A 19,747-nucleotide genomic window follows, 5' to 3' on the forward strand; every position below is an offset into this window, starting at 1 on the left:
CCGGCCGGGCCGCCCGCCGAGGGCCGCGGCCACGACCAGGGCCGTCGTCGGTGCCGCGCCTCACCGCCCGGCTCCGCGCCTCACCGCCCCGCCCGCCTCCGCGCCTCACCTCACCGCCCGGCTCCCGGCACGCACGGGAGCCGGGCGGCCGGTCTTGTTACGCTCCGATCATGCTCGCCGCCGCCGCTGTCTGCCCCTGCCCGCCGCTGCTCGTGCCGGAGGTCGCGGCGGGGGCCGCCGCCGAACTCGGCGATCTCCGGACGGCCTGCGCCGACGCCCTCTCCGTCCTGGCCGCCGCCCGCCCCGACCGGCTGGTCGTCGTCGGCCCCGCCGAGGGCTCGGGGATCGCGGCCCACCCGCAGGGCTCCACCGGTTCGTTCCGGCCGGTCGGCGTCGACCGGGAGGTCCGGCTGGGCCCGGGGGAGCCGCCCGCCGCGGACCGCGCCGGGGCCGGGCTGCCACCGGCCCTCGCCGTCGGCGGCTGGCTGCTGGAACGCGCTGCGTGGGGTTCGGCCCCCGTCGAAGGGCTGGGCGTCGGGGAGTCGCTGGACCCGGAGCGCTGCGCCGCCGCGGGCCGGGAACTCGCCGCGACGGCCGAACGCGTCGCCCTGCTGGTGCTCGGTGACGGCAGCGCCTGCCGCACGGTGAAGGCCCCCGGTTATCTGGACGAGCGGGCCACGGGATTCGACGCCGGGGTCGCGCGCGCTCTCGCCGCGGCGGACACCGCGGCCCTGGCGGCGCTGGACCCCGGGACGGCGGCCTCGCTGCTGGCCGCGGGCCGTGCGCCGTGGCAGGTGCTCGCGGGCGCCGCCGCGACGGCCGGGCTGGAGGGCCGGCTGCTGTACGAGGACGCGCCGTACGGCGTGGGGTATTTCGTCGCCGTCTGGTCGTGAGCCCGGCCGCGGAACGCTCCGACACCGGCCCCGCCGCCGGTCTCACGTTCCGTGGCGCCCGGGCCCGCGGAGGCTCCGCGCCGGCGCCCCACGGCCCCGCAGCGGCGGCCCGCCCGCTGTCCGGTCCGGCCCCGCCGGTCCGGCCCCGCAGCCCCGCACGGCGAAGGCCGCACGGCCCGGGGAGGGTGCGGCCTTCCGGTGTCCGGGGGCTCAGGTGCCGGTGCCTTCGTCCCGGCCGGAGTAGCGGCCGAGGGCGTCCTTCCCCTTCTCCGTACCGGTGTCGATGTGCTTGCTGTACTTGCCCTGGGTGCGTTCGTCGGCCGTATCACCGGCCCGGTCCACACCCTTGTCCATCTTCTCCCCGTGCCGGCGCGCGAGGTCGCGGCCTTCCTGGCCCTTCATCTTGGCCTTGAGCTTGTCCATCATGCCCATGAGCCACATCTCCCTCGTCACAGATCGGGCGGCGGCGTGCACGGTGCATGAGCTTGCATGAATCACCGCAATACGCCCATATACCCTCAATAGTTTACGCGCGTTGGGCCGATCCCGCCCGGTGGCTCCGGACCCGGAACCGGGTCCGGAGCGGCCCCGGTCTTTGGGAGACTGGACGGGTGAAGAGCACCAGGCACGCCCCCCGGGTCATCGCCGTCGTCGGTCCCACCGCGGCCGGAAAGTCCGATCTGGGCGTCGCCCTCGCCCACCGGCTCGGTGGCGAGGTCGTGAACGCCGACTCCATGCAGCTGTACCGGGGCATGGACATCGGCACCGCCAAGCTGACCCCCGCCGAACGGGAGGGAGTGCCGCACCGGCTGCTCGACATCTGGGACGTGACCGAGGCCGCCAGCGTCGCGGAGTACCAGCGGCTGGCCCGCGCCGAGATCGACCGGCTGCTCGCGGAGGGCCGCACCCCCGTCCTGGTGGGCGGCTCCGGGCTGTACGTCCGGGGCGCCATCGACGCCCTGGAGTTCCCCGGCACCGACCCGGCCGTACGCGCCCGGCTGGAGGCGGAGCTAGCGGCGGACGGCCCCGGCGCGCTGCACGCCCGGCTGGCCGCGGCCGACCCCGCGGCCGCCGGGGCGATCCTGCCGGGCAACGGACGGCGCATCGTGCGCGCCCTGGAGGTCATCGAGATCACGGGCCGCCCCTTCACCGCCAACCTCCCCGGCCACGAGTCCGTCTACGACACCGTTCAGATCGGCGTCGACGTCGCACGGCCCGAGCTCGACGCGCGGATCGCCTCCCGCGTCGACCGCATGTGGGACCAGGGGCTGGTCGCGGAGGTACGGGCGCTGGAGGCCGCCGGGCTCCGCGAGGGCCGTACGGCCTCCCGGGCCCTCGGCTACCAGCAGGTGCTCGCCTTCCTCGCCGGGGAGTGCACGGAGGACGAGGCGCGGGCCGAGACCGTACGGGCCACGAAGCGGTTCGCGCGCCGCCAGGACTCCTGGTTCCGGCGCGACCCCCGGGTGCACTGGCTGAGCGGGGCGGCGGACGGCCGGCGGGAACTCCCCGGGCAGGCGCTGACGTTGGTCGAACGAGCGGTCACAGCCTGATCACGTGATGGCATCGGGACGCTCCAGGCGCGCTCCGGGCCCTCTGGAGCGTGTCATCATCGACCTCGATCGAGCCCTGATGTCTCAGGTAGGGAGGGCGCGTGGCGATGGAGGCCGGCCCTCGCGACAGACAGCAGTCCCCGGACGCGCCCGCCGCGTCCCTGGCCCCCGACGGTCCCGCTGCCGACGGCACGGATCTGCCGCACGGCGGTGAGTCGTTCAGCGAGATCCGCCCGCCCCGGCGGCTGCGGATCTGGCAGCTCGCGCCGATCGTGGCGCTCGCCGCCCTCGGCTCCCTGATGTTCGCCTTCCCGCTGGCCTTCGCCTTCGGCGACGGGGGAGCGGTCGTCGCCATGCTCGGGCTCCTCCTCAGCGGCTGCGCGGCCGGCTGGAGCGTGATGGCCACCCGCCGGGTCGGCCTCAGCTGGCCGGGGCTCCCGGCGCCCGGCTCCGGCACCCGCCCCGACTGGCGCGTCGCCGCCTGCTACGCCCTGGTCGTCGCCACCGTGGTCGTGCTCTGCCTGTGGCGCGTCGGCCGGCTGCGCTGACCGCGGCGGGGGCCGTACCGGCGCGCACACGCGGGCGCGGCGGGGCCGCGTAGGATCGGAAGGGTGAGCACCGCACCCCTCGCCTTCCTCAAGGGACACGGCACGGAGAACGACTTCGTCATCCTGCCCGACCCCGGCAACGCCCTGGAGCTGTCCCCGTCCGCCGTCGCCCGGCTGTGCGACCGGCGGGCCGGCATCGGCGGCGACGGGCTGCTGCACGTCGTGCGCTCCGCCGCACACCCGGAGGCGGCCGCGATGGCCGGCGAGGCCGAGTGGTTCATGGACTACCGCAACGGCGACGGCAGCGTCGCCGAGATGTGCGGCAACGGCGTCCGGGTCTTCGCCCGGTACCTCCAGCGGGCCGGGCTCGCGGCCGAGGGCGACCTCGCCGTCGCCACCCGCGCGGGAGTGCGCCGGGTGCACATCGCGAAGGCGGGACCCGACGGGACGCCCGGCGAGATCACCGTCGGCATGGGGCGGGCACTGCTCCCCGGCGGAGAGGTGACGGTGTCCGTCGGGGACGGGACCCGGCCCGCGCGCAACGTCAACATGGGCAACCCGCACGCCGTGGTCTTCGTGTCCGACCTCGCCGAGGCCGGTGATCTGCACACCGCGCCCGAGGTCCGCCCGGCGAGCGCCTACCCCGACGGCACGAACGTCGAGTTCGTCGCCGACCGCGGCCGCCGGCACGTGGCGATGCGCGTGCACGAGCGGGGCTCCGGGGAGACCCGCTCCTGCGGCACCGGCGCCTGCGCCGTCATGGTCGCCGCCGCCCGCCGGGACGGCGCGGACCCCGCGGTCAGCGGCCGCCCCGAGACGTACGCCGTGGACCTGCCCGGCGGACGGCTGACGGTCACCGAGCGGCCGGACGGCGAGATCGAGATGACCGGGCCCGCCGAAATCGTCGCCGAGGGCACCTTGGACCCGGACTGGCTCGCAATCGCATTCGCCTGAGCTTTCGCTCGAACGGGTGATGTCATTCACTCCGGGCGGGCGCGGTTCGGCGGTGCCTGACGGGGCCGGTAGCATCAAGCACCGGCCTGGACGACCGTTCGGACGTCCGGGGGAGCGCGGCACTGCCGCGGCGGGCCCTCGCCCGGAAGAACCCCAGCACGCCGGTCTGCAGCCGGAGGTGCCCATGTGCGAAGAGGCCGTGAAACCAGCTTCTCCCCGCAGGCGCGGCCGCCCGCGCGTCGAGCTGCGCAGACTCGGCCGCGCCGCCCTCCTCGGCCCCGCCGCCCGGCACCGGGTGCCGGACGCCATCGAGCACGTCGCGAAGGCGCACCGCGCCCACCACCCGGGCGCCGATCTGGAACCGCTGCGCCGCGCGTACCTCCTCGCCGAGTCCTCGCACCGCGGCCAGACCCGCAAGAGCGGCGAGCCGTACATCACCCACCCGCTGGCCGTGACCCTGATCCTCGCCGAGCTGGGCGCCGAGACGACCACCCTGACCGCCTCCCTGCTGCACGACACGGTCGAGGACACGGCGGTGACGCTCGCCCAGGTCGGCGGGGAGTTCGGCGAGGAGGTGCGCTTCCTCGTCGACGGGGTCACCAAGCTGGAGAAGGTCGAGTACGGTTCCGCCGCCGAACCGGAGACGTTCCGCAAGATGCTGGTCGCCACGGGCAACGACGTCCGGGTCATGTCGATCAAGCTCGCGGACCGGCTGCACAACATGCGGACCCTGGGCGTCATGCGCCGCGAGAAGCAGGTACGGATCGCCGAGGTCACCCGGGACGTGCTCATCCCGCTGGCCGACCGGCTCGGTGTCCAGGCGCTCAAGACCGAGCTGGAGGACCTGGTCTTCGCGGTCCTGCAGCCCGAGGACTGCGCCCGCGCCCGCGCCGTCGCGCGGGAGCACGCCGTCGGCGCGGGCCCGCTGTCCGCCGCCGCCGAGCAGATCCGCGCCGTGCTGCGCGAGGCGGGCATCACCGCCGAGGTCCTGATCCGCCCCCGGCACCTCGTCTCCGTCCACCGCGTCGGGCTCAAACGCGGCGGGCTGACCGCCACCGACCTGGGCCGGCTGCTGGTGCTCGTCACCGAGGACGCCGACTGCTACGCGGTCCTCGGCGAGCTGCACACCTGCTTCACCCCGGTGATCTCGGAGTTCAAGGACTTCATCGCGACACCCAAGTTCAACCTCTACCAGTCCCTGCACACGGCCGTCGTCGCCCGGTCCGGCGGTGAGGTCGCCGAGGTGCTCATCCGGACCCGCCGGATGCACCGGGTGGCAGAGGCGGGCGTCGTCGCGCTCGGCAACCCCTACGCCCCGGGCACCGACGGCGCGCCGTCCGCGGACACCGCGGACGGCGAGCGGGCCGATCCCACCCGGCCCGGCTGGCTCTCCCGGCTGCTCGACTGGCAGCAGGCCACCCCCGACCCGGACGCCTTCTGGGCCTCGCTGCGCGCCGACCTCGCCGAGGACCGCGAGATCACCGTCTTCCACGGCGCGGGCCGAACGCTCGCACTCCCGGCGGGCTCCAGCTGTGTGGACGCCGCCTACGCCCTGCACGGCGACGCGGCGCACACCTGCATCGGCGCCCGGGTCAACGGCCGGCTCGCGGCGCTGGGCACCGTGCTCGCCGACGGGGACGCGCTGGACCTGCTGATGGCCCAGGACCCGGCCGCCGGGCCGTCCCCGGAGTGGCTGGAGCACGCCCGTACGCCCGCCGCGCGGATCGCCATCAGCGGCTGGCTCCGGGCCCATCCCGCCGTGCCCGCGGGGCCGGACGCGGCCGGGCCCGCGGCTCCGGGCGCGGTCACCCGCGGCCAGGCCCCGCCGGTGGCCGGTTCGGCGCGCTCCGGTGCGGCGCGGGACGCGGCTCCGCCCGGTGCCGCCGGCCCCGGCGGCCGGATCACCCTCCTCGCCGAGGCCTTCGGCGGCCCGCACCTGCTCGCGGACCTCACGGAGGCCATCGCCCGGGAAGGCGCGGCCGTCGTCTCCGCGGAGGTCGAGCCCCCGCACGAACAGCGCGTACGGCATACGTACACGGTCGAGCTGACGGACCCCGCCGGGCTCCCGTCGCTGATCCGCGCCATGCGCGACGTCCCCGGCGTGTACGACGTCAGCCGCGTCCGGTGGCCGGCCGGCGGTGCCGCACCGGTCCGGGTGACGGAGCCGCCGGCCGGCGCGGTCACCTGAGCGGGCGGGAAACCGCGTGACGGCCGGGGTGGGCCGTGGGACCATCGTCGGGTCGGCGCGGCCGGTGCCGGGGAATCTCCCGGGCCCTCCGGGCGTTCTCCCGACAGGACATCCCATCGACGTAAGGATCCAATGACCGCCTCTTCCCCTTCCCAGGACGCCCAGAATTTCCCGCAGAATCTCTCGGCGAGTCTCAGGGCCGACGCTCTGATGGAAGAGGATGTCGCCCGGGATTACGGGACCGAGGGCCACGACGGCGAGCAGTACGACCGCTCCGACCGTGCGGCGCTGCGACGCGTCGTGGGCCTGTCCACCGAGCTGGAGGACGTCACCGAGGTCGAGTACCGGCAGCTCCGCCTGGAGCGCGTCGTGCTCGTCGGCGTCTGGACCTCGGGCACCGTGGACGACGCCGAGAACAGCCTCGCGGAGCTGGCCGCGCTCGCCGAGACCGCCGGAGCCGTGGTCCTCGACGGTGTCATCCAGCGCCGTGACAAGCCCGACCCCGCCACGTACATCGGATCCGGCAAGGCGCTGGAGCTGCGCGACGTGGTGCTGGAGACCGGGGCCGACACCGTGGTCTGCGACGGTGAGCTGTCCCCGGGCCAGCTGATCCACCTGGAGGACGTCGTCAAGGTCAAGGTGGTCGACCGCACCGCCCTGATCCTCGACATCTTCGCCCAGCACGCCAAGTCCCGCGAGGGCAAGGCACAGGTCTCGCTGGCACAGATGCAGTACATGCTGCCGAGGCTGCGCGGCTGGGGCCAGTCGCTGTCCCGGCAGATGGGTGGCGGTGGCTCCGGTTCCTCCGGTGGCGGCATGGCCACCCGCGGCCCCGGTGAGACCAAGATCGAGACCGACCGGCGGCGGATCCGCGAGAAGATGGCGAAGATGCGCCGGGAGATCGCGGAGATGAAGACCGGCCGCGACATCAAGCGGCAGGAACGCCGCCGCAACAAGGTGCCCTCGGTCGCCATCGCCGGATACACCAACGCCGGCAAGTCGTCGCTGCTGAACCGGCTCACCGGCGCGGGTGTGCTGGTGGAGAACGCCCTGTTCGCCACCCTGGACCCGACCGTGCGCCGCGCCGAGACCCCCAGCGGGCGGCTCTACACCCTGGCCGACACCGTCGGCTTCGTCCGGCACCTGCCGCACCACCTGGTCGAGGCGTTCCGGTCCACGATGGAGGAGGTCGGCGACTCCGATCTCATCCTGCACGTCGTGGACGGCTCGCACCCGGTCCCGGAGGAGCAGCTGGCCGCCGTGCGCGAGGTCATCCGTGACGTCGGCGCGGTGGACGTGCCGGAGATCGTGGTGATCAACAAGGCGGACGCGGCGGACCCGCTGGTCCTCCAGCGGCTGCTGCGCACCGAGAAGCACGCCATCGCGGTGTCGGCCCGCACCGGCCGGGGCATCGACGAGCTGCTCGCGCTGATCGACGAGGAACTGCCGCGGCCGCAGGTCGAGATCGAGGCGCTCGTGCCGTACACCCGGGGCGGTCTGGTCTCGCGGGTGCACGCCGACGGAGAGGTGATCTCCGAGGAGCACACGGGCGACGGCACCCTGCTCAAGGCGCGGGTGCACGCGGAGCTGGCGGCCGAGCTGGAGCCGTACGTCCTCGCCGGGCAGCGCTGACGCCCTCCGCCCGCGGAGGACACGGCGGGGCGCAGCGCATGAAGGTGCCGCGCACGAGCAGCGCATGAAGGTGCCGCGCACGAAGGCGCCTCCCGGTTTCGGGAGGCCGCCTTCGTGCGCGTGAGGTGACGTGCCCCGCGCAGCCGAGAGGCCCGCCCCTCACCGTTCACGGTGGGGGCGGGCCTCTTCCGCGCGCTTGGCGCCCGGTGGCCGGCGGCGCGGGCAGCGCCGGGTTCCGCCGGTTACGGCGCGAACTTCTCGCTGACGCCGTCGAAGACCGACTTGGCCCCGTCACCGAGATGCGGGCCCGCCAGCCAGCCGGCGTTCACCGGTCCGATCGAGGTGTTCGACAGCAGCGCCGTCTCGCCGCCGACCTTCGCGAACCAGCCGCCGCCGGACGAACCACCGGTCATGGTGCAGCCGATCCGGTACATCGTGGGCTGCGCCGCGGACAGCGAGAGACGGCCCGGGGTGTCGACGCAGCTGTGCATCTTCACGCCGTCGAACGGCGGCGCCGCCGGGTAGCCCCAGGCGCCCATCGAGTCGATGTCCTTCACCGCGGGGGCGTCGAACGCGACGGGCAGCGCGGTCCCGACCGTCTCCTCCAGGGACTTGCCGCCGCTGTTCTCCGGCTTCACGTGCAGCACGGCGTAGTCGTGCGGCGCTCCCGCGCCGCCCTCGGCGGCTCCCTCGGAGATCCACTCCTGGGACGTCGACGCCCAGTCGGACCACCAGATGCCGTACGGGGCGACCTCCTCGCGCGGCGTGTTCGCGATCTGCGACGCCTCGGCGCCGTTGTCGTTGTACGACGGCACGAAGACGATGTTGCGGTACCAGCCGCCCTGCTTGCCGGCGTGCACGCAGTGGCCGGCCGTCCACACCATGTTGGACTTGCCCGGGTTGGCCGGGTCCTTCACCAGGGTGCCGGAGCAGACCATCGAGCCCTTGGGGCCGTCGAAGAACACCTTGCCCACCGGGGCGGCGTTCTCGTGGTACGGCGTCGCCACCGGCTCCGCCTCGACGGGCTCGGGCACCGGGTCCGTGACGCCCTGGTCGTCGGAGATGTCCGGCGGCACCGTCTTGTCCGGCTCCTCGGCGTCGCGCATGCGGCCCGGGTCCCAGAGGTCCTCGATGATCGGGTTGATGAAGTCGTTGGCCTCGCGCAGCCAGTCGTCCTTCTTCCAGTTGCGCCACTCGCCGTCCCGCCACTGGTCGAGGTCGACGCCCAGTTCCTTGAGCCGCTCGCCGAAGTCGTCGGGGAGCGCGAGGTCTTCCTGCCCGGTTCCGGCTGAGGAGCCGGAGGAGCCGCCCGCGTCGTCCTCGCCCGGGCCGCACGCGCCGACGGTCAGCGAGAGGACTGCGGTGAGCGCGGCCGCGGCAAGAGCGGGCCTGCGTATCGATCCCATCGGTGGAACTCCCCGTTGCTCGTCTTCGGTTCTCCGGAACGGTCACGGTGGACCGCTCGGGCACCCCACTATGCCGGTGCGGGCTAGGACTATCACGAGCGGGTCTCCGGTTCCCGTCCCGCGGCGGGAAATGATCTCGTCGTCGGCCGAATCCTCGCGGCTCTCCTCCTCGTTGCTACGTAGAGGACCAGAGCGGTGTTCACAGGAGGGCCGATCAGAGGTGGCCGTGACCGAGTCTCCCGTGGCGGAGCTGTCCGCCGGGCAGAGCGGCGTGACGGCGCGCGATCCCGGCGCGCGCTCCCTCCCCGTCGTGCCGGTGCGCGCCCGCGGACTGACGATCGAGGGCGCGGACGGGCGGCGCTATCTGGACTGCGCGTCCGGCTCGGGCGCGCTGGCCCTCGGGCACAATCACCCGGTGGTGCTCCGGGCGATTCGCTCCGTGCTCGACTCGGGGGCTCCGCTGCACACCCCGGGGCTGGTGACCGGGGCCGAGGAGGACTTCACCGCCGAACTCCTGCGCACCCTCCCGGCGGGACTCGCCGAACGGGCCCGGGTGCGGTTCTGCTCCCCGGCGGCGGGCGACCCGGTCCCGGAGGCGCTGCGGCTGGTGGCGGCCGGGGGCCGCCCCGGTACGCTGCTGCGGCCCGTGCGCGGCGACGGCGGCGTCACGCCCGCCCCGGACGCCCGGGTGCGCGAGCTGCGGGAGCGGACCGCCGCCGCGGGCATCCCGCTGATCGCCGACGAGACGCGGACCGGTGTCGGCCGGACCGGCGCGTTCTGGGCGGTGGGACACAGCGGCGTCGTGCCCGACGTGATGGTCGTGGCCCGGGCGATCGGCGGCAGCCTGCCGCTGGCCGCCGTCGTGCACCGCGACGACCTCGTTCCCGGCGCGCCGCAGGACCGCGCGGACAGCTTCCGGGGCAACCAGCTGGCGATGGCCGCGGGCGCCGCGACGCTGGCGTACGTCCGGGAGAACGGCCTCGCCGCCCGCGCCGCGGACCTCGGCGGGCGGATGCTGCGCCAGCTGCGGGACTTCGCCGCGGGACTGCCCTGCGCCGCCGACGTGCGGGGCCGCGGGCTGCTGATCGGCATCGCGTTCGCCGCGCCCGGACGCGCCGCCCGGGTGCGGAACGCCTGTCTGCGCCGCGGCCTCATCGTCGAACTCGCCGGGCGGAAGTCCGGCGTCGTCCTGCTCCTGCCCCCGCTGACCGTCACCGACGAACAGGCCGCCGCGGTCCTGGACCGGCTGACCGATGCCGTCCAGGCCGAGGCCGCCCTCCGGCACGGCCCCTGACCCCCGCCGTGCCACCGCCCGCCGGGGAGCGCGCCGGTCACCACCGGACACCCGCCCGGCGCACGGTGCGGAACCGCTCCGCACCGGGGCCGTCCGGCCCGCCCGACCCCCGACCGCCGCAAAGGAGACCGGCGCCCGTGCCGCCCGCCCGCGGGCCCCGCGGCCGCCGACCGCACATGAACGCACACCCCGCCCCCCGGTCCGACACCGCCGCCACCGAAGCCCTCCTGCCGCGCCAGCACGGCCCCGCGGACGCCGGCCCCGGCTCCGCCCGCGACCCGCTGGAGCACCCCGACCCCCGGGCGGCCGCCGACGCGGCGGCCGCAGAGAACCTGCTGCGCTGCTGGGTGCGGGAGTGCGGTACGCCCGCCCCTGCCGACGGCCTGCTCCGGCTGCCGCTCCGCTCCGGCGGCTGTGTGCTGCTGGTCCCGGTCCGCCACTGGTCGGCCACCGGCTGGCACCGCTTCGGGCAGCCCTCGCTGGAGGGCGCCCCCGCCGGCGTACTCGCCGTCGACGCTGTGACGCTCGCCGCCCTCCTGGGACGCGAGGCCGCACACGGAGCGGATCCGGCCACCGCGGCCGACGGCGCCGATCTCGTCGGCCGGGTCGCCGACTCCGTGCGCCGCACCGCCGTGTTCCTCGCCGGCCGCCGCGCCGCCGGCGCGGCACCGGACCACGGCCGCTTCCTGGACGCCGAGCAGTCGCTCGTGCTCGGCCATCCGCTGCACCCGACCCCCAAGAGCCGCGAAGGGCTCTCCGACGCCGAGTCCCGCGCGTACTCGCCCGAGCTGCGCGGCTCCTTCCCGCTGCACTGGATCGCGGTCGACCGGAGCGTTCTGGCCACCGACTCGGCATGGACCGAACGCGGCCGGACGGTATCCGCCGAACAGCTCGCGACCCGGCTGGCGGGCGGTCCCGGCACCGGCCCCGCCATCCCGGAGGGCACCGTTCCGCTGCCGCTGCACCCCTGGCAGGCGCGGGAGATCCGGCACCGGCCCGCCGTCGCCGCACTCCTCGGCGACGGGCTGCTGCACGACCTCGGCCCGTCCGGACCCGACTGGCATCCGACGTCCTCGGTGCGCACCGTGTTCCGGCCCGGCGCCCCCGCGATGCTCAAGCTGTCCCTGGCCCTGCGCATCACCAACTCCCGCCGGGAGAACCTCGCCAAGGAGCTGCTGCGCGGCGTCGAGGTGCACCGGCTGCTGCGCAGCGGGCTGGGCGAGGAGTGGCAGCGGGCGCATCCCGGCTTCGACATCGTCCGCGACCCGGCCTGGCTGGCCGTGCGCGGCACGGACGGCGCTCCGCTGCCCGGCCTGGACGTGATGATCCGGCACAACCCGTTCGGCCCGGAGGACGATGCGGTGTGCGTCGCCGGGCTGGTCTCGCCGCGGCCGGTGCCGCTCCCCGGGACGACGCAGCCGGGGACGACGCAGCCGGGGACGACGCAGCCCGGCGTGCCCGCGATGCGGTCCCGGCTGGCGGAGGTCGTCGCCGCGCTCGCGGGCCGTACGGGCAGGACGGCCGCCGCCGTGGCCGCCGAGTGGTTCCTGCGCTATCTGGAGGCCGTCGTCCGGCCCGTGCTGTGGCTGGACGGGACGGCCGGGGTCGCCCTGGAGGCGCACCAGCAGAACACGCTCGTCCTGCTCGACGCCGAGGGCTGGCCCGCCGGCGGCCGGTACCGCGACAACCAGGGCTATTACTTCCGCAAGTCCCGGCGGGAGGAACTCGACCGCAGGCTGCCCGGCCTCGGCGTGGAGAGCGACACCTTCGTCGCCGACGAGATCGCCGACGAGCGCTTCGCCTACTACCTCGGGATCAACAACGTCCTCGGGCTGATCGGCGCGTTCGGCTCCCAGCGCCTCGTCGACGAGCGGGTGCTGCTGGCCGCGTTCCGGCGCTTCCTCGGCGACGCCGCGTCCGGGCCCCGGGCGTGCGGCTCGCCGCTGCCCGCCCTCCTGCTGGAGTCGCCCACGCTGCGCTGCAAGGCGAACCTGCTGACCCGGTTGCACGGACTGGACGAACTGGTCGGCCCGGTCGACACCCAGTCGGTGTACGTCACCCTGGCGAACCCGCTCGCCGCGCCCGCCGGCTGAGGCGGGAACGACACCGTGCCCGCCCCGGAAAGCACCTCCGGTGAGGACGACACCCTGGAACTGCGGGTGCCGCTCCCGCCGTTCCGCGCGGAGGACTATCCGGCGCCGGGCACGGAGGACCCGCCGGGCTCCGGGCAACCGGGAGGTGCCGGACACCCGCCGGGCTCCGGGCTACCGCCTGGCTCCGGACATCCGCGGAGTGCCGGACACCCGCCGGGTGCCGGGCGTCCGCCGGGCACGGGAGACATCCCGCGCCCGGCGGGCCACGAACTCCTCGGCGCCGTCGCCGGATGGGGGGAGACCGTCACCCCGGCCGGACGGCTGCGGCTGCTCCCCGTACGCGCCGAACGAGACCTCGCCCTCGTCACCGCCTGGATGAACGACCCGGCCGTGGCCGCGCTGTGGGGGCTCGGCGGTCCCGAGGAGACGACCGCCGCCCATCTGCGGGCGCAGCTCGACGGGGACGGGCGCAGCGTGCCCTGTCTCGGCCTGCTGGACGGCGTCCCGATGAGCTACTGGGAGATCTACCGCGCCGATCTCGCCCCTCTCGCGCGCCACTATCCGGCCCGGCCGCACGACACCGGGCTGCGCCTGCTGATCGGGGCCGTCGCCGACCGGGGCCGCGGAATCGGCAGCTGTCTGCTCCGCGCCGTTTCCGGGCTGGTTCTCGACAATCGGCCATCCTGCACCCGTGTCGTGGCCGAACCCGACCTTAGGAACGCCCCTTCCGTGGCAGCCTTTCTCCGTGCGGGTTTCCGTTTCTCCGCCGAGGTGGGCATCCCCGACAGACGAGCCGCCCTGATGATGCGCGAACGCTCCCTGCGCGACCTCCTCTGAGGCCGCGGCCCGTCCGTCCCGCCCCGGTGACGAAACCGCTCGCGCGACGAGCACGCCGTGCCGCTCCCCTGTCCCAGCCCGGCCCGTCCCCGTTTCGTCCCCGAGGAGCAAAGACCTTGCATGTGACACCTCAGCAGCGCCATGAAGCCTGGCAGCGGGCAACTCGCCGCATGTTCGCCAAGATGCTCGGCGAGTTCGCGTACGAGGAAGTCATCACCCCCGAGCCCGACGGCGACGACCCCCTCGCCCACCGGCTCACCGTGTCCCCGGAGATCACCTACCGGTTCCGCGCCGGCCGCGGGGCCTACGGACACTGGCGGGTCGACCCGGACTCGATCGAACCCTCCGCCGATCCGCTGGAGTTCCTCGCCCGCGCGCACGAGTCCGTGCTCGGTCTCACCGGAGACACCACCGGCCATCTGATCCGCGAGCTGACCACCACCCTCGCCGCCGACACCCGCATCGACGAGACCGCGCGCACCGTCGCGGAACTCGCCGACCTCGGCTACGCGGAGCTGGAGGGCCACCAGACCGGCCACCCCTGGATCGTCGCCAACAAGGGTCGGGTCGGCTTCTCCGCGGCCGACACCGAGCGCTGGGCCCCCGAGTCGCGCGTCCCGCAGCGGCTGCCGTGGCTCGCCGTGCACCGCGACATCGCCGACTACCGCGGCGTGACCGCGCTGGCGGCACCGGAACGGCTGTACGACGAGGAGCTGTCCCCGAGCACCCGCGCGGCCTTCGACCGCACGGTCACCGAGCACGGCCGGGACCCCGCCGACTATCTCTGGCTCCCCGTGCACCCCTGGCAGTGGGACGAGAGCATCAGTCACCTGTTCGCCCCGTACATCGCCGACGCGCGCATCATTCCGCTGCCCGAGGACGAGGACCTGCGGCTGCCGCAGCAGTCGATCCGGACGTTCCTCAATGTCAGCCGCCCGCAGGGCCGCACCGTCAAGCTCCCGCTCTCGGTGCTGAACACCCTGGTGTGGCGCGGACTGCCGACGGAGCGCACGCTGGCGGCGCCCGCCGTCACCGCGTGGGTGCACGGCCTGCGCGACGCGGACCCGTTCCTGCGGGACGAGACCCGGGTGATCCTGCTCGGCGAGACCGCGTCCGTCACCGTGGAGCACCCGCTCTACGACCGGCTGCCGCAGGTTCCGTACCAGTACCGCGAACTGCTCGGCTGCATCTGGCGCGAACCGCTGGCGCCGCGGCTCGACCCGGGCGAGCGGGCCCGGACGCTGGCGGCCCTGCTGCACACCGATCCGGCCGGTGAGTCCTTCACCGCCGAGCTGGTCCGGCGCTCCGGACTGACTCCCGAGGCCTGGCTCCAGCGGCTGTTCGCGGCGCTGCTGCCGCCGCTGCTGCACTTCCTCTACCGGTACGGCACCGTCTTCTCCCCGCACGGCGAGAACGCCATCGTGGTCTTCGACGAGCGGGACGTGCCGGTGCGGCTGGCCGTGAAGGACTTCGTCGACGACGTGAACGTCAGCTCCAGCCCGCTGCCCGAGCACGCCGGCATGCCCGACGACGTGCGCGAGGTGCTGCTGACCGAGGAGCCCGCGTTTCTGACCCAGTTCATCCACTCCGGTCTGTTCGTCGGCGTCTTCCGCTACCTCGCGCCGCTGTGCGCGGACCAGCTGGACGTGCCGGAGGACACCTTCTGGTCCCTCGTACGGGCGGAGATCGTCCGGCACCACGCCCGGTTCCCCGAGCTGAAGGAGCGGTTCGAGATCTTCGACCTGCTCACGCCCCGGATCGACCGGCTGTGCCTGAACCGCAACCGGCTCCACCTCGACGGCTACCGCGACCGGTCGGACCGGCCGCACGCCGCCGTCCACGGCACCGTGGCCAATCCGCTCGCCCGGGAATGACGGCGGCGCGGGGGCGGGGGAGCGGTACGGAGCGATGACCGGTGAGCGGTACGGAGTGAGGACGGGGGAGCGGTACGGAGTGAGGACGGGGGAGCGGTACGGAGTGAGGACGGGGGAGCGGTACGGAGTGAGGGCGGGGGATGTCGGTGGGGCACCGTAGGCTGGTCGCGCTATGACGAAGCCCTCCCTTCCCGACCTGCTGCACGCCGCCGTCACCGCCGTGGGCGGTACGGAGCGGCCCGGCCAGGTGACCATGGCCGAATCCGTCGCCGAGGCCGTCGACGACGGCTCCCATCTGCTCGTCCAGGCCGGTACGGGCACGGGCAAGTCCCTCGGCTATCTCGTGCCCGCGCTCGCGCACGGCGAGAAGGTCGTGGTCGCGACGGCGACCCTGGCGCTCCAGCGGCAGCTGGTGGAGCGGGACCTCCCGCGCACGGTGGAGGCGCTCCATCCGCTGCTCCGCCGGCGCCCCGAGTTCGCCATGCTCAAGGGCCGCTCCAACTACCTCTGCCTGCACCGGCTGCACGAAGGCGTGCCGCAGGAGGAAGAGGACGGCCTGTTCGACGTCTTCGAGTCGGCGACCCCCACCAGCAAGCTGGGCAAGGACCTGCTGCGGATGCGGGACTGGGCCGACGAGACGGAGACGGGCGACCGGGACGCCCTCACCCCGGGCGTGTCCGACCGGGCCTGGTCCCAGGTCTCCGTCACGTCCCGGGAATGTCTCGGCGCCACCCGGTGCGCGTACGGCGCCGAGTGCTTCGCCGAAGCGGCCCGCGAGCGCGCCAAGCTGGCGGACGTCGTCGTCACGAACCACGCGCTGCTCGCGATCGACGCCATCGAGGGCGCGCCGGTGCTGCCCGGCCACGAGGTGCTGATCGTCGACGAGGCGCACGAACTGGTCTCCCGGGTCACCGGCGCCGCGACCGGCGAGCTGTCCCCCGGCGGGGTCAACCGCGCGGTCCGCCGGGCGTCCAAGCTGGTCAACGAGAAGGCGGCCGACGCCCTGCAGACCGCGGCCGAGGGCTTCGAGCGGCTGATGGAGCTGGCTCTCCCGGGCCGGATCGAGGAGGTGCCGGAGGATCTCGGGTATGCCGTGATGGCTCTCCGGGACGCCGCCCGGACGGTCATCTCGGCCATCGCGGGCACCCGCGACAAGTCCGTCCAGGACGAGGACGCCGTGCGCAAGCAGGCGCTGGCCTCGGTGGAGAACGTCCACGCGGTGGCGGAGCGCATCGCCAACGGCTCCGAGTACGACGTCATCTGGTGCGAGCGGCACGACCGGTTCGGCGCGTCGCTGCGGGTCGCGCCGCTGTCGGTCTCCGGACTGCTGCGGGAGAAGCTGTTCGCCGACCGGTCCGTGGTCCTCACCTCCGCGACCCTGAAGCTGGGCGGTGACTTCAACGGCGTGGGCGCGTCGCTGGGCCTGTCGCCGGAGGGAGCCGCCGGGCCGCCGGGAGCCGTGGGGTCCTCACGGCCGGCGGGGGCCCCGGCGGGCTCCACGCCGGGGAGCGGCCCGGCGGAGGACGGCCCCGCCGCGGAGATTCCCCGCTGGAGGGGTATCGACGTCGGCTCGCCGTTCGACTATCCCAAGCAGGGCATCCTCTACGTCGCCCAGCATCTGGCGCAGCCGGGCCGGGAGGGCAGCCGGGGGGACATGCTGGACGAGCTGACGGAGCTGGTGGAGGCCGCGGGCGGGCGGACGCTCGGTCTCTTCTCTTCCATGCGGGGAGCCCAGTCCGCGGCCGAGGCGCTGCGCGGCCGGCTCGACGTGCCGATCCTGCTGCAGGGCGAGGAGACGCTCGGTGAGCTGATCCGTACGTTCGCCGCCGACGACCGGACCTGTCTCTTCGGGACGCTGTCGCTGTGGCAGGGGGTGGACGTGCCCGGGCCGAGCTGCCAGCTGGTGGTGATGGACCGGATTCCGTTCCCGCGGCCGGACGACCCGCTGATGAGCGCGCGGCAGAAGGCGGTGGAGGAGAGCGGGGGGAACGGCTTCATGGCCGTCGCGGCGACGCATGCCGCCCTGCTGATGGCCCAGGGCTCGGGCCGGCTGGTCAGGGCGTCCGGGGACCGGGGAGTGGTCGCCGTACTCGATCCGAGGCTCGCCAAGGCGCGGTACGGCAGTTTTCTGCGGGCCTCGATGCCGGACTTCTGGTACACCACGGACCGGAACCAGGTCCGCAGGTCCCTGGCCGCCATCGACCGGGCGGCCAGGGAGGCAGGAGAGTCCGGGCAGGCCCGGGACTGAGCGGTCCCGGGCGGGCGGCGGCGGTCCCGGGCGGGCGATCCGGCCGGGCGACAGCGTCCCGGCCGGGCGGCAGCGATCCGGTTGGGCCACAGCGTCCCGGCCGGGACGCTGGAGCCGGGCGCGCGACCGGGGAGCCGACAGCTCCGAGCCGGGCGTCCCCGGGCACACAGCGCCCCCGGGTACGGCGCTTCCCGGGCGTGGAGGCGCCAAGCACGGAGGCGCCAAGCACGGAGGCGCTGGGAGTGGCGGTCCCGGGCACGGCGGTCCCGGGCACAGTGGTGCCGAGAGGAGCGGTGCCGGGCGCGGCGGTGCCGGGCGCGGTGGTCCCGGGGCCCGGCCGTTCCGCCCTCAGACGCGCCGCAGGACGGCGACGACCTTGCCCAGGATGGTGGCCTCGTCGCCGGGGATCGGCTGGTACGCGGCGTTGTGCGGGAGCAGCCACACATGGCCGTCCTCCCGCTTGAAGCGCTTGACCGTGGCCTCGCCGTCGAGCATGGCGGCGACGATGTCGCCGTTCTCCGCGACGGGCTGGCGGCGGACGGTCACCCAGTCGCCGTCACAGATCGCGGCATCGACCATGGAGTCTCCGACGACCTTGAGCACGAACAGCTCGCCGTCGCCGACCAGCTGCCGGGGCAGCGGAAAGACGTCCTCGACGGACTCCTCGGCCAGGATCGGACCACCGGCCGCGATCCGGCCGACCAGCGGCACATAGGAGGCGGCGGGCTTCCCCGTGGTGTCCGCGGGCGGGGTGGCGGGCCCGTCGGAGCCCCGGACCTCGTAGGCGCGCGGGCGGTGCGGGTCGCGGCGGAGGAAGCCCTTGCGCTCGAGGGCCATCAGCTGGTGGGCTACCGAGGAGGTGCTGGAGAGGCCGACCGCCTGGCCGATCTCGCGCATGGACGGCGGATAGCCCCGGCGCTGCACGGAGTCGCGGATCACCTCGATGACCCGGCGCTGCCGCTCGGTGAGTCCGGAGCTGTCCGCCCGGATTCCGGGTGGGCGGCCGGGCAGCGAGCGCACGGGCTTCTGCTCCTCGGGTCCCGGCACCGCTTCGCCGTCCGGCTGGGCCGGCTCCGGGCGGTGCTGGGAGCGGTCCTGCGCGCTGATGGTCGCGCTGCCTGCGGTGGTCGTCACATCGGGCCCCTCTCGAGATGTTCTCCCTAGTTGGACAACGGTAGTTGCTTTCGAAAGGTTGCGCCAAACACACGTTCGAGTGAAAATTCGACGTTCGGCTGCCCGAATCGCGGAAATGAGTGTATGTGCACTGCCGAGGTGCCCTCGGGGTGCCTCTCGCGAGGTCGCCGCCCCGGCGCTCCGGAGGCTTCTCCGTGCCGCTGCGTCGCCGTGCGCCACCCAGTGTGACAGCCCTCCCCGCAGGACGGCCCGCGGGTCCCCTGCCGTAGTCTTCCCATGCGCCGGAGCCCCGCGACACGCGGAGAGTCTTCTTGGTCGCCAACCCCCAGATCTAGTGGTTTCATAGCTGTCGGCGCCCAGAAGTTGTGTTTCCCGGTGCATCCGCACCGCCGAGATCGCCTATGCTGGGGCCCGCTCCGAAGGCCTCACGGCCTGCCGGAGAGGCACGCTCCGTCATGGCGGAGCTGTGCCCGGACAACAGGTACGGCGCGGTTCGACGAGGTCCCGAGGAGGGTGACGGAGAGATGTACTGCCCCTTCTGCAGGCACCCCGACAGCCGGGTGGTCGACAGCCGCACGACCGACGACGGATGTTCGATCCGTCGGCGCCGTCAGTGCCCCGACTGCTCCCGCCGCTTCACCACGGTGGAGACCGCCTCGCTCATGGTGATCAAGCGCAGCGGGGTCACCGAGCCCTTCAGCCGCGACAAGGTGATCTCCGGCGTGCGCAAGGCGTGCCAGGGCCGCCCCGTCACGGAGGACGCCCTCGCGAAGCTGGGCCAGCAGGTCGAGGAGGCCGTGCGGGCGACCGGCAGCGCGGAGCTCTCCACCCACGACGTGGGCCTGGCCATCCTGGGCCCGCTCCAGGAGCTGGACCTCGTCGCCTACCTGCGGTTTGCGTCCGTTTACCGGGCGTTCGACTCACTCGAGGACTTCGAGGCCGCGGTCGCGGAACTCCGTGACCAGCAGCCGACGGCAGGCGCGGACGGGCCCCCGGAGGGCCCGTCGGTCCCCGCGCCCGCCGCCCCCGGGCTCCGGCGCGGGGGACCCCAAGCCGACTGACGGCGACCGGACCCGCCCGGCGCGCACCGCGTGCC

The 19,747-nt window shown here is 74.4% G+C and carries 15 protein-coding genes; 12 read left to right on the forward strand and 3 right to left on the reverse strand.

What is annotated here, in order from left to right; genetic code table 11:
• The first annotated feature begins 170 nt into the window (after positions 1-170).
• Positions 171-893 carry a class III extradiol dioxygenase subunit B-like domain-containing protein gene (locus GCU69_RS31225; protein ID WP_098749894.1) on the forward strand — a complete coding sequence of 241 codons (723 nt, stop codon included), beginning with the start codon at positions 171-173 and terminating at the stop codon, positions 891-893.
• 210 nt (positions 894-1,103) lie between these two features.
• Here the strand turns inward: GCU69_RS31225 and GCU69_RS31230 are convergent, their stop codons facing one another.
• On the reverse strand, positions 1,104-1,325 hold the full coding sequence (locus GCU69_RS31230; RefSeq protein WP_156207878.1) for an antitoxin: 222 nt from the start codon (positions 1,323-1,325) through the stop codon (positions 1,104-1,106).
• 179 nt (positions 1,326-1,504) lie between these two features.
• Between GCU69_RS31230 and miaA the strand changes: the two genes are divergently transcribed.
• The 5 genes from miaA to hflX all read left to right on the forward strand — a co-directional run bounded on the left by miaA (position 1,505) and on the right by hflX (position 7,765).
• Positions 1,505-2,443 (forward strand): tRNA (adenosine(37)-N6)-dimethylallyltransferase MiaA, encoded by a 939-nt coding sequence (gene miaA / locus GCU69_RS31235; protein WP_235978821.1) that lies wholly within the window; start codon positions 1,505-1,507, stop codon positions 2,441-2,443.
• Positions 2,444-2,550: 107 nt separating this feature from the next.
• Entirely contained in the window at positions 2,551-2,991 is a 441-nt protein-coding gene (locus GCU69_RS31240; RefSeq protein WP_156207893.1) for a hypothetical protein, read from the forward strand.
• Positions 2,992-3,054: 63 nt separating this feature from the next.
• Entirely contained in the window at positions 3,055-3,945 is an 891-nt protein-coding gene (gene dapF / locus GCU69_RS31245; RefSeq protein WP_098749898.1) for a diaminopimelate epimerase, read from the forward strand.
• A 184-nt stretch (positions 3,946-4,129) separates the two neighbouring features.
• Positions 4,130-6,133 (forward strand): RelA/SpoT family protein, encoded by a 2,004-nt coding sequence (locus GCU69_RS31250; RefSeq protein ID WP_156207879.1) that lies wholly within the window; start codon positions 4,130-4,132, stop codon positions 6,131-6,133.
• A gap of 132 nt (positions 6,134-6,265) precedes the next feature.
• Complete coding sequence (hflX, locus tag GCU69_RS31255; protein WP_098749900.1) at positions 6,266-7,765, forward strand: GTPase HflX; 1,500 nt, start codon at positions 6,266-6,268, stop codon at positions 7,763-7,765.
• Between the two features lie 242 nt (positions 7,766-8,007).
• On the opposite strand, the gene GCU69_RS31260 is transcribed toward hflX, so the two are convergent.
• Complete coding sequence (locus GCU69_RS31260) at positions 8,008-9,171, reverse strand: trypsin-like serine peptidase (protein ID WP_098749901.1); 1,164 nt, start codon at positions 9,169-9,171, stop codon at positions 8,008-8,010.
• Between the two features lie 226 nt (positions 9,172-9,397).
• Here GCU69_RS31260 and GCU69_RS31265 point away from each other — a divergent pair, with 226 nt between their 5' ends.
• The 5 genes from GCU69_RS31265 to GCU69_RS31285 all read left to right on the forward strand — a co-directional run bounded on the left by GCU69_RS31265 (position 9,398) and on the right by GCU69_RS31285 (position 17,517).
• Complete coding sequence (locus GCU69_RS31265) at positions 9,398-10,465, forward strand: aminotransferase class III-fold pyridoxal phosphate-dependent enzyme (RefSeq protein WP_408055870.1); 1,068 nt, start codon at positions 9,398-9,400, stop codon at positions 10,463-10,465.
• Positions 10,466-10,641: 176 nt separating this feature from the next.
• Positions 10,642-12,558: an IucA/IucC family protein gene (locus GCU69_RS31270; protein WP_156207881.1), complete on the forward strand. Its 1,917-nt coding sequence runs from the start codon at positions 10,642-10,644 to the stop codon at positions 12,556-12,558.
• 15 nt (positions 12,559-12,573) lie between these two features.
• Positions 12,574-13,395: a GNAT family N-acetyltransferase gene (locus GCU69_RS31275; protein ID WP_170315985.1), complete on the forward strand. Its 822-nt coding sequence runs from the start codon at positions 12,574-12,576 to the stop codon at positions 13,393-13,395.
• A gap of 170 nt (positions 13,396-13,565) precedes the next feature.
• Positions 13,566-15,269, forward strand: coding sequence for an IucA/IucC family protein (locus GCU69_RS31280; RefSeq protein ID WP_156207894.1), 1,704 nt, complete (start codon positions 13,566-13,568; stop codon positions 15,267-15,269).
• A 172-nt stretch (positions 15,270-15,441) separates the two neighbouring features.
• Positions 15,442-17,517 carry an ATP-dependent DNA helicase gene (locus tag GCU69_RS31285; RefSeq protein WP_098749906.1) on the forward strand — a complete coding sequence of 692 codons (2,076 nt, stop codon included), beginning with the start codon at positions 15,442-15,444 and terminating at the stop codon, positions 17,515-17,517.
• 348 nt (positions 17,518-17,865) lie between these two features.
• On the opposite strand, the gene lexA is transcribed toward GCU69_RS31285, so the two are convergent.
• Entirely contained in the window at positions 17,866-18,651 is a 786-nt protein-coding gene (gene lexA, locus GCU69_RS31290; RefSeq protein ID WP_098749907.1) for a transcriptional repressor LexA, read from the reverse strand.
• A 524-nt stretch (positions 18,652-19,175) separates the two neighbouring features.
• Here lexA and nrdR point away from each other — a divergent pair.
• A complete protein-coding gene (gene nrdR / locus GCU69_RS31295) occupies positions 19,176-19,712 on the forward strand; it encodes a transcriptional regulator NrdR (RefSeq protein ID WP_098749908.1) in 537 nt (178 codons plus the stop codon).
• Positions 19,713-19,747 lie beyond the last annotated feature (35 nt).

Origin of the sequence: Streptomyces lycii (genome assembly GCF_009735685.1) — a bacterium.
GTDB lineage: Bacteria > Actinomycetota > Actinomycetes > Streptomycetales > Streptomycetaceae > Streptomyces > Streptomyces lycii.

Coding starts and splice junctions, on each gene's coding strand:
- GCU69_RS31225 (WP_098749894.1), top strand. CDS start 171: ATGCTCGCCGCCGCCGCTGTCTGCCCCTGCCCGCCGCTGCTCGTGCCG.
- GCU69_RS31230 (WP_156207878.1), bottom strand. CDS start 1,325: ATGGGCATGATGGACAAGCTCAAGGCCAAGATGAAGGGCCAGGAAGGC.
- GCU69_RS31240 (WP_156207893.1), top strand. CDS start 2,551: ATGGAGGCCGGCCCTCGCGACAGACAGCAGTCCCCGGACGCGCCCGCC.
- GCU69_RS31250 (WP_156207879.1), top strand. CDS start 4,130: ATGTGCGAAGAGGCCGTGAAACCAGCTTCTCCCCGCAGGCGCGGCCGC.
- hflX (WP_098749900.1), top strand. CDS start 6,266: ATGACCGCCTCTTCCCCTTCCCAGGACGCCCAGAATTTCCCGCAGAAT.
- GCU69_RS31260 (WP_098749901.1), bottom strand. CDS start 9,171: ATGGGATCGATACGCAGGCCCGCTCTTGCCGCGGCCGCGCTCACCGCA.
- GCU69_RS31270 (WP_156207881.1), top strand. CDS start 10,642: ATGAACGCACACCCCGCCCCCCGGTCCGACACCGCCGCCACCGAAGCC.
- GCU69_RS31280 (WP_156207894.1), top strand. CDS start 13,566: ATGTTCGCCAAGATGCTCGGCGAGTTCGCGTACGAGGAAGTCATCACC.
- GCU69_RS31285 (WP_098749906.1), top strand. CDS start 15,442: ATGACGAAGCCCTCCCTTCCCGACCTGCTGCACGCCGCCGTCACCGCC.
- nrdR (WP_098749908.1), top strand. CDS start 19,176: ATGTACTGCCCCTTCTGCAGGCACCCCGACAGCCGGGTGGTCGACAGC.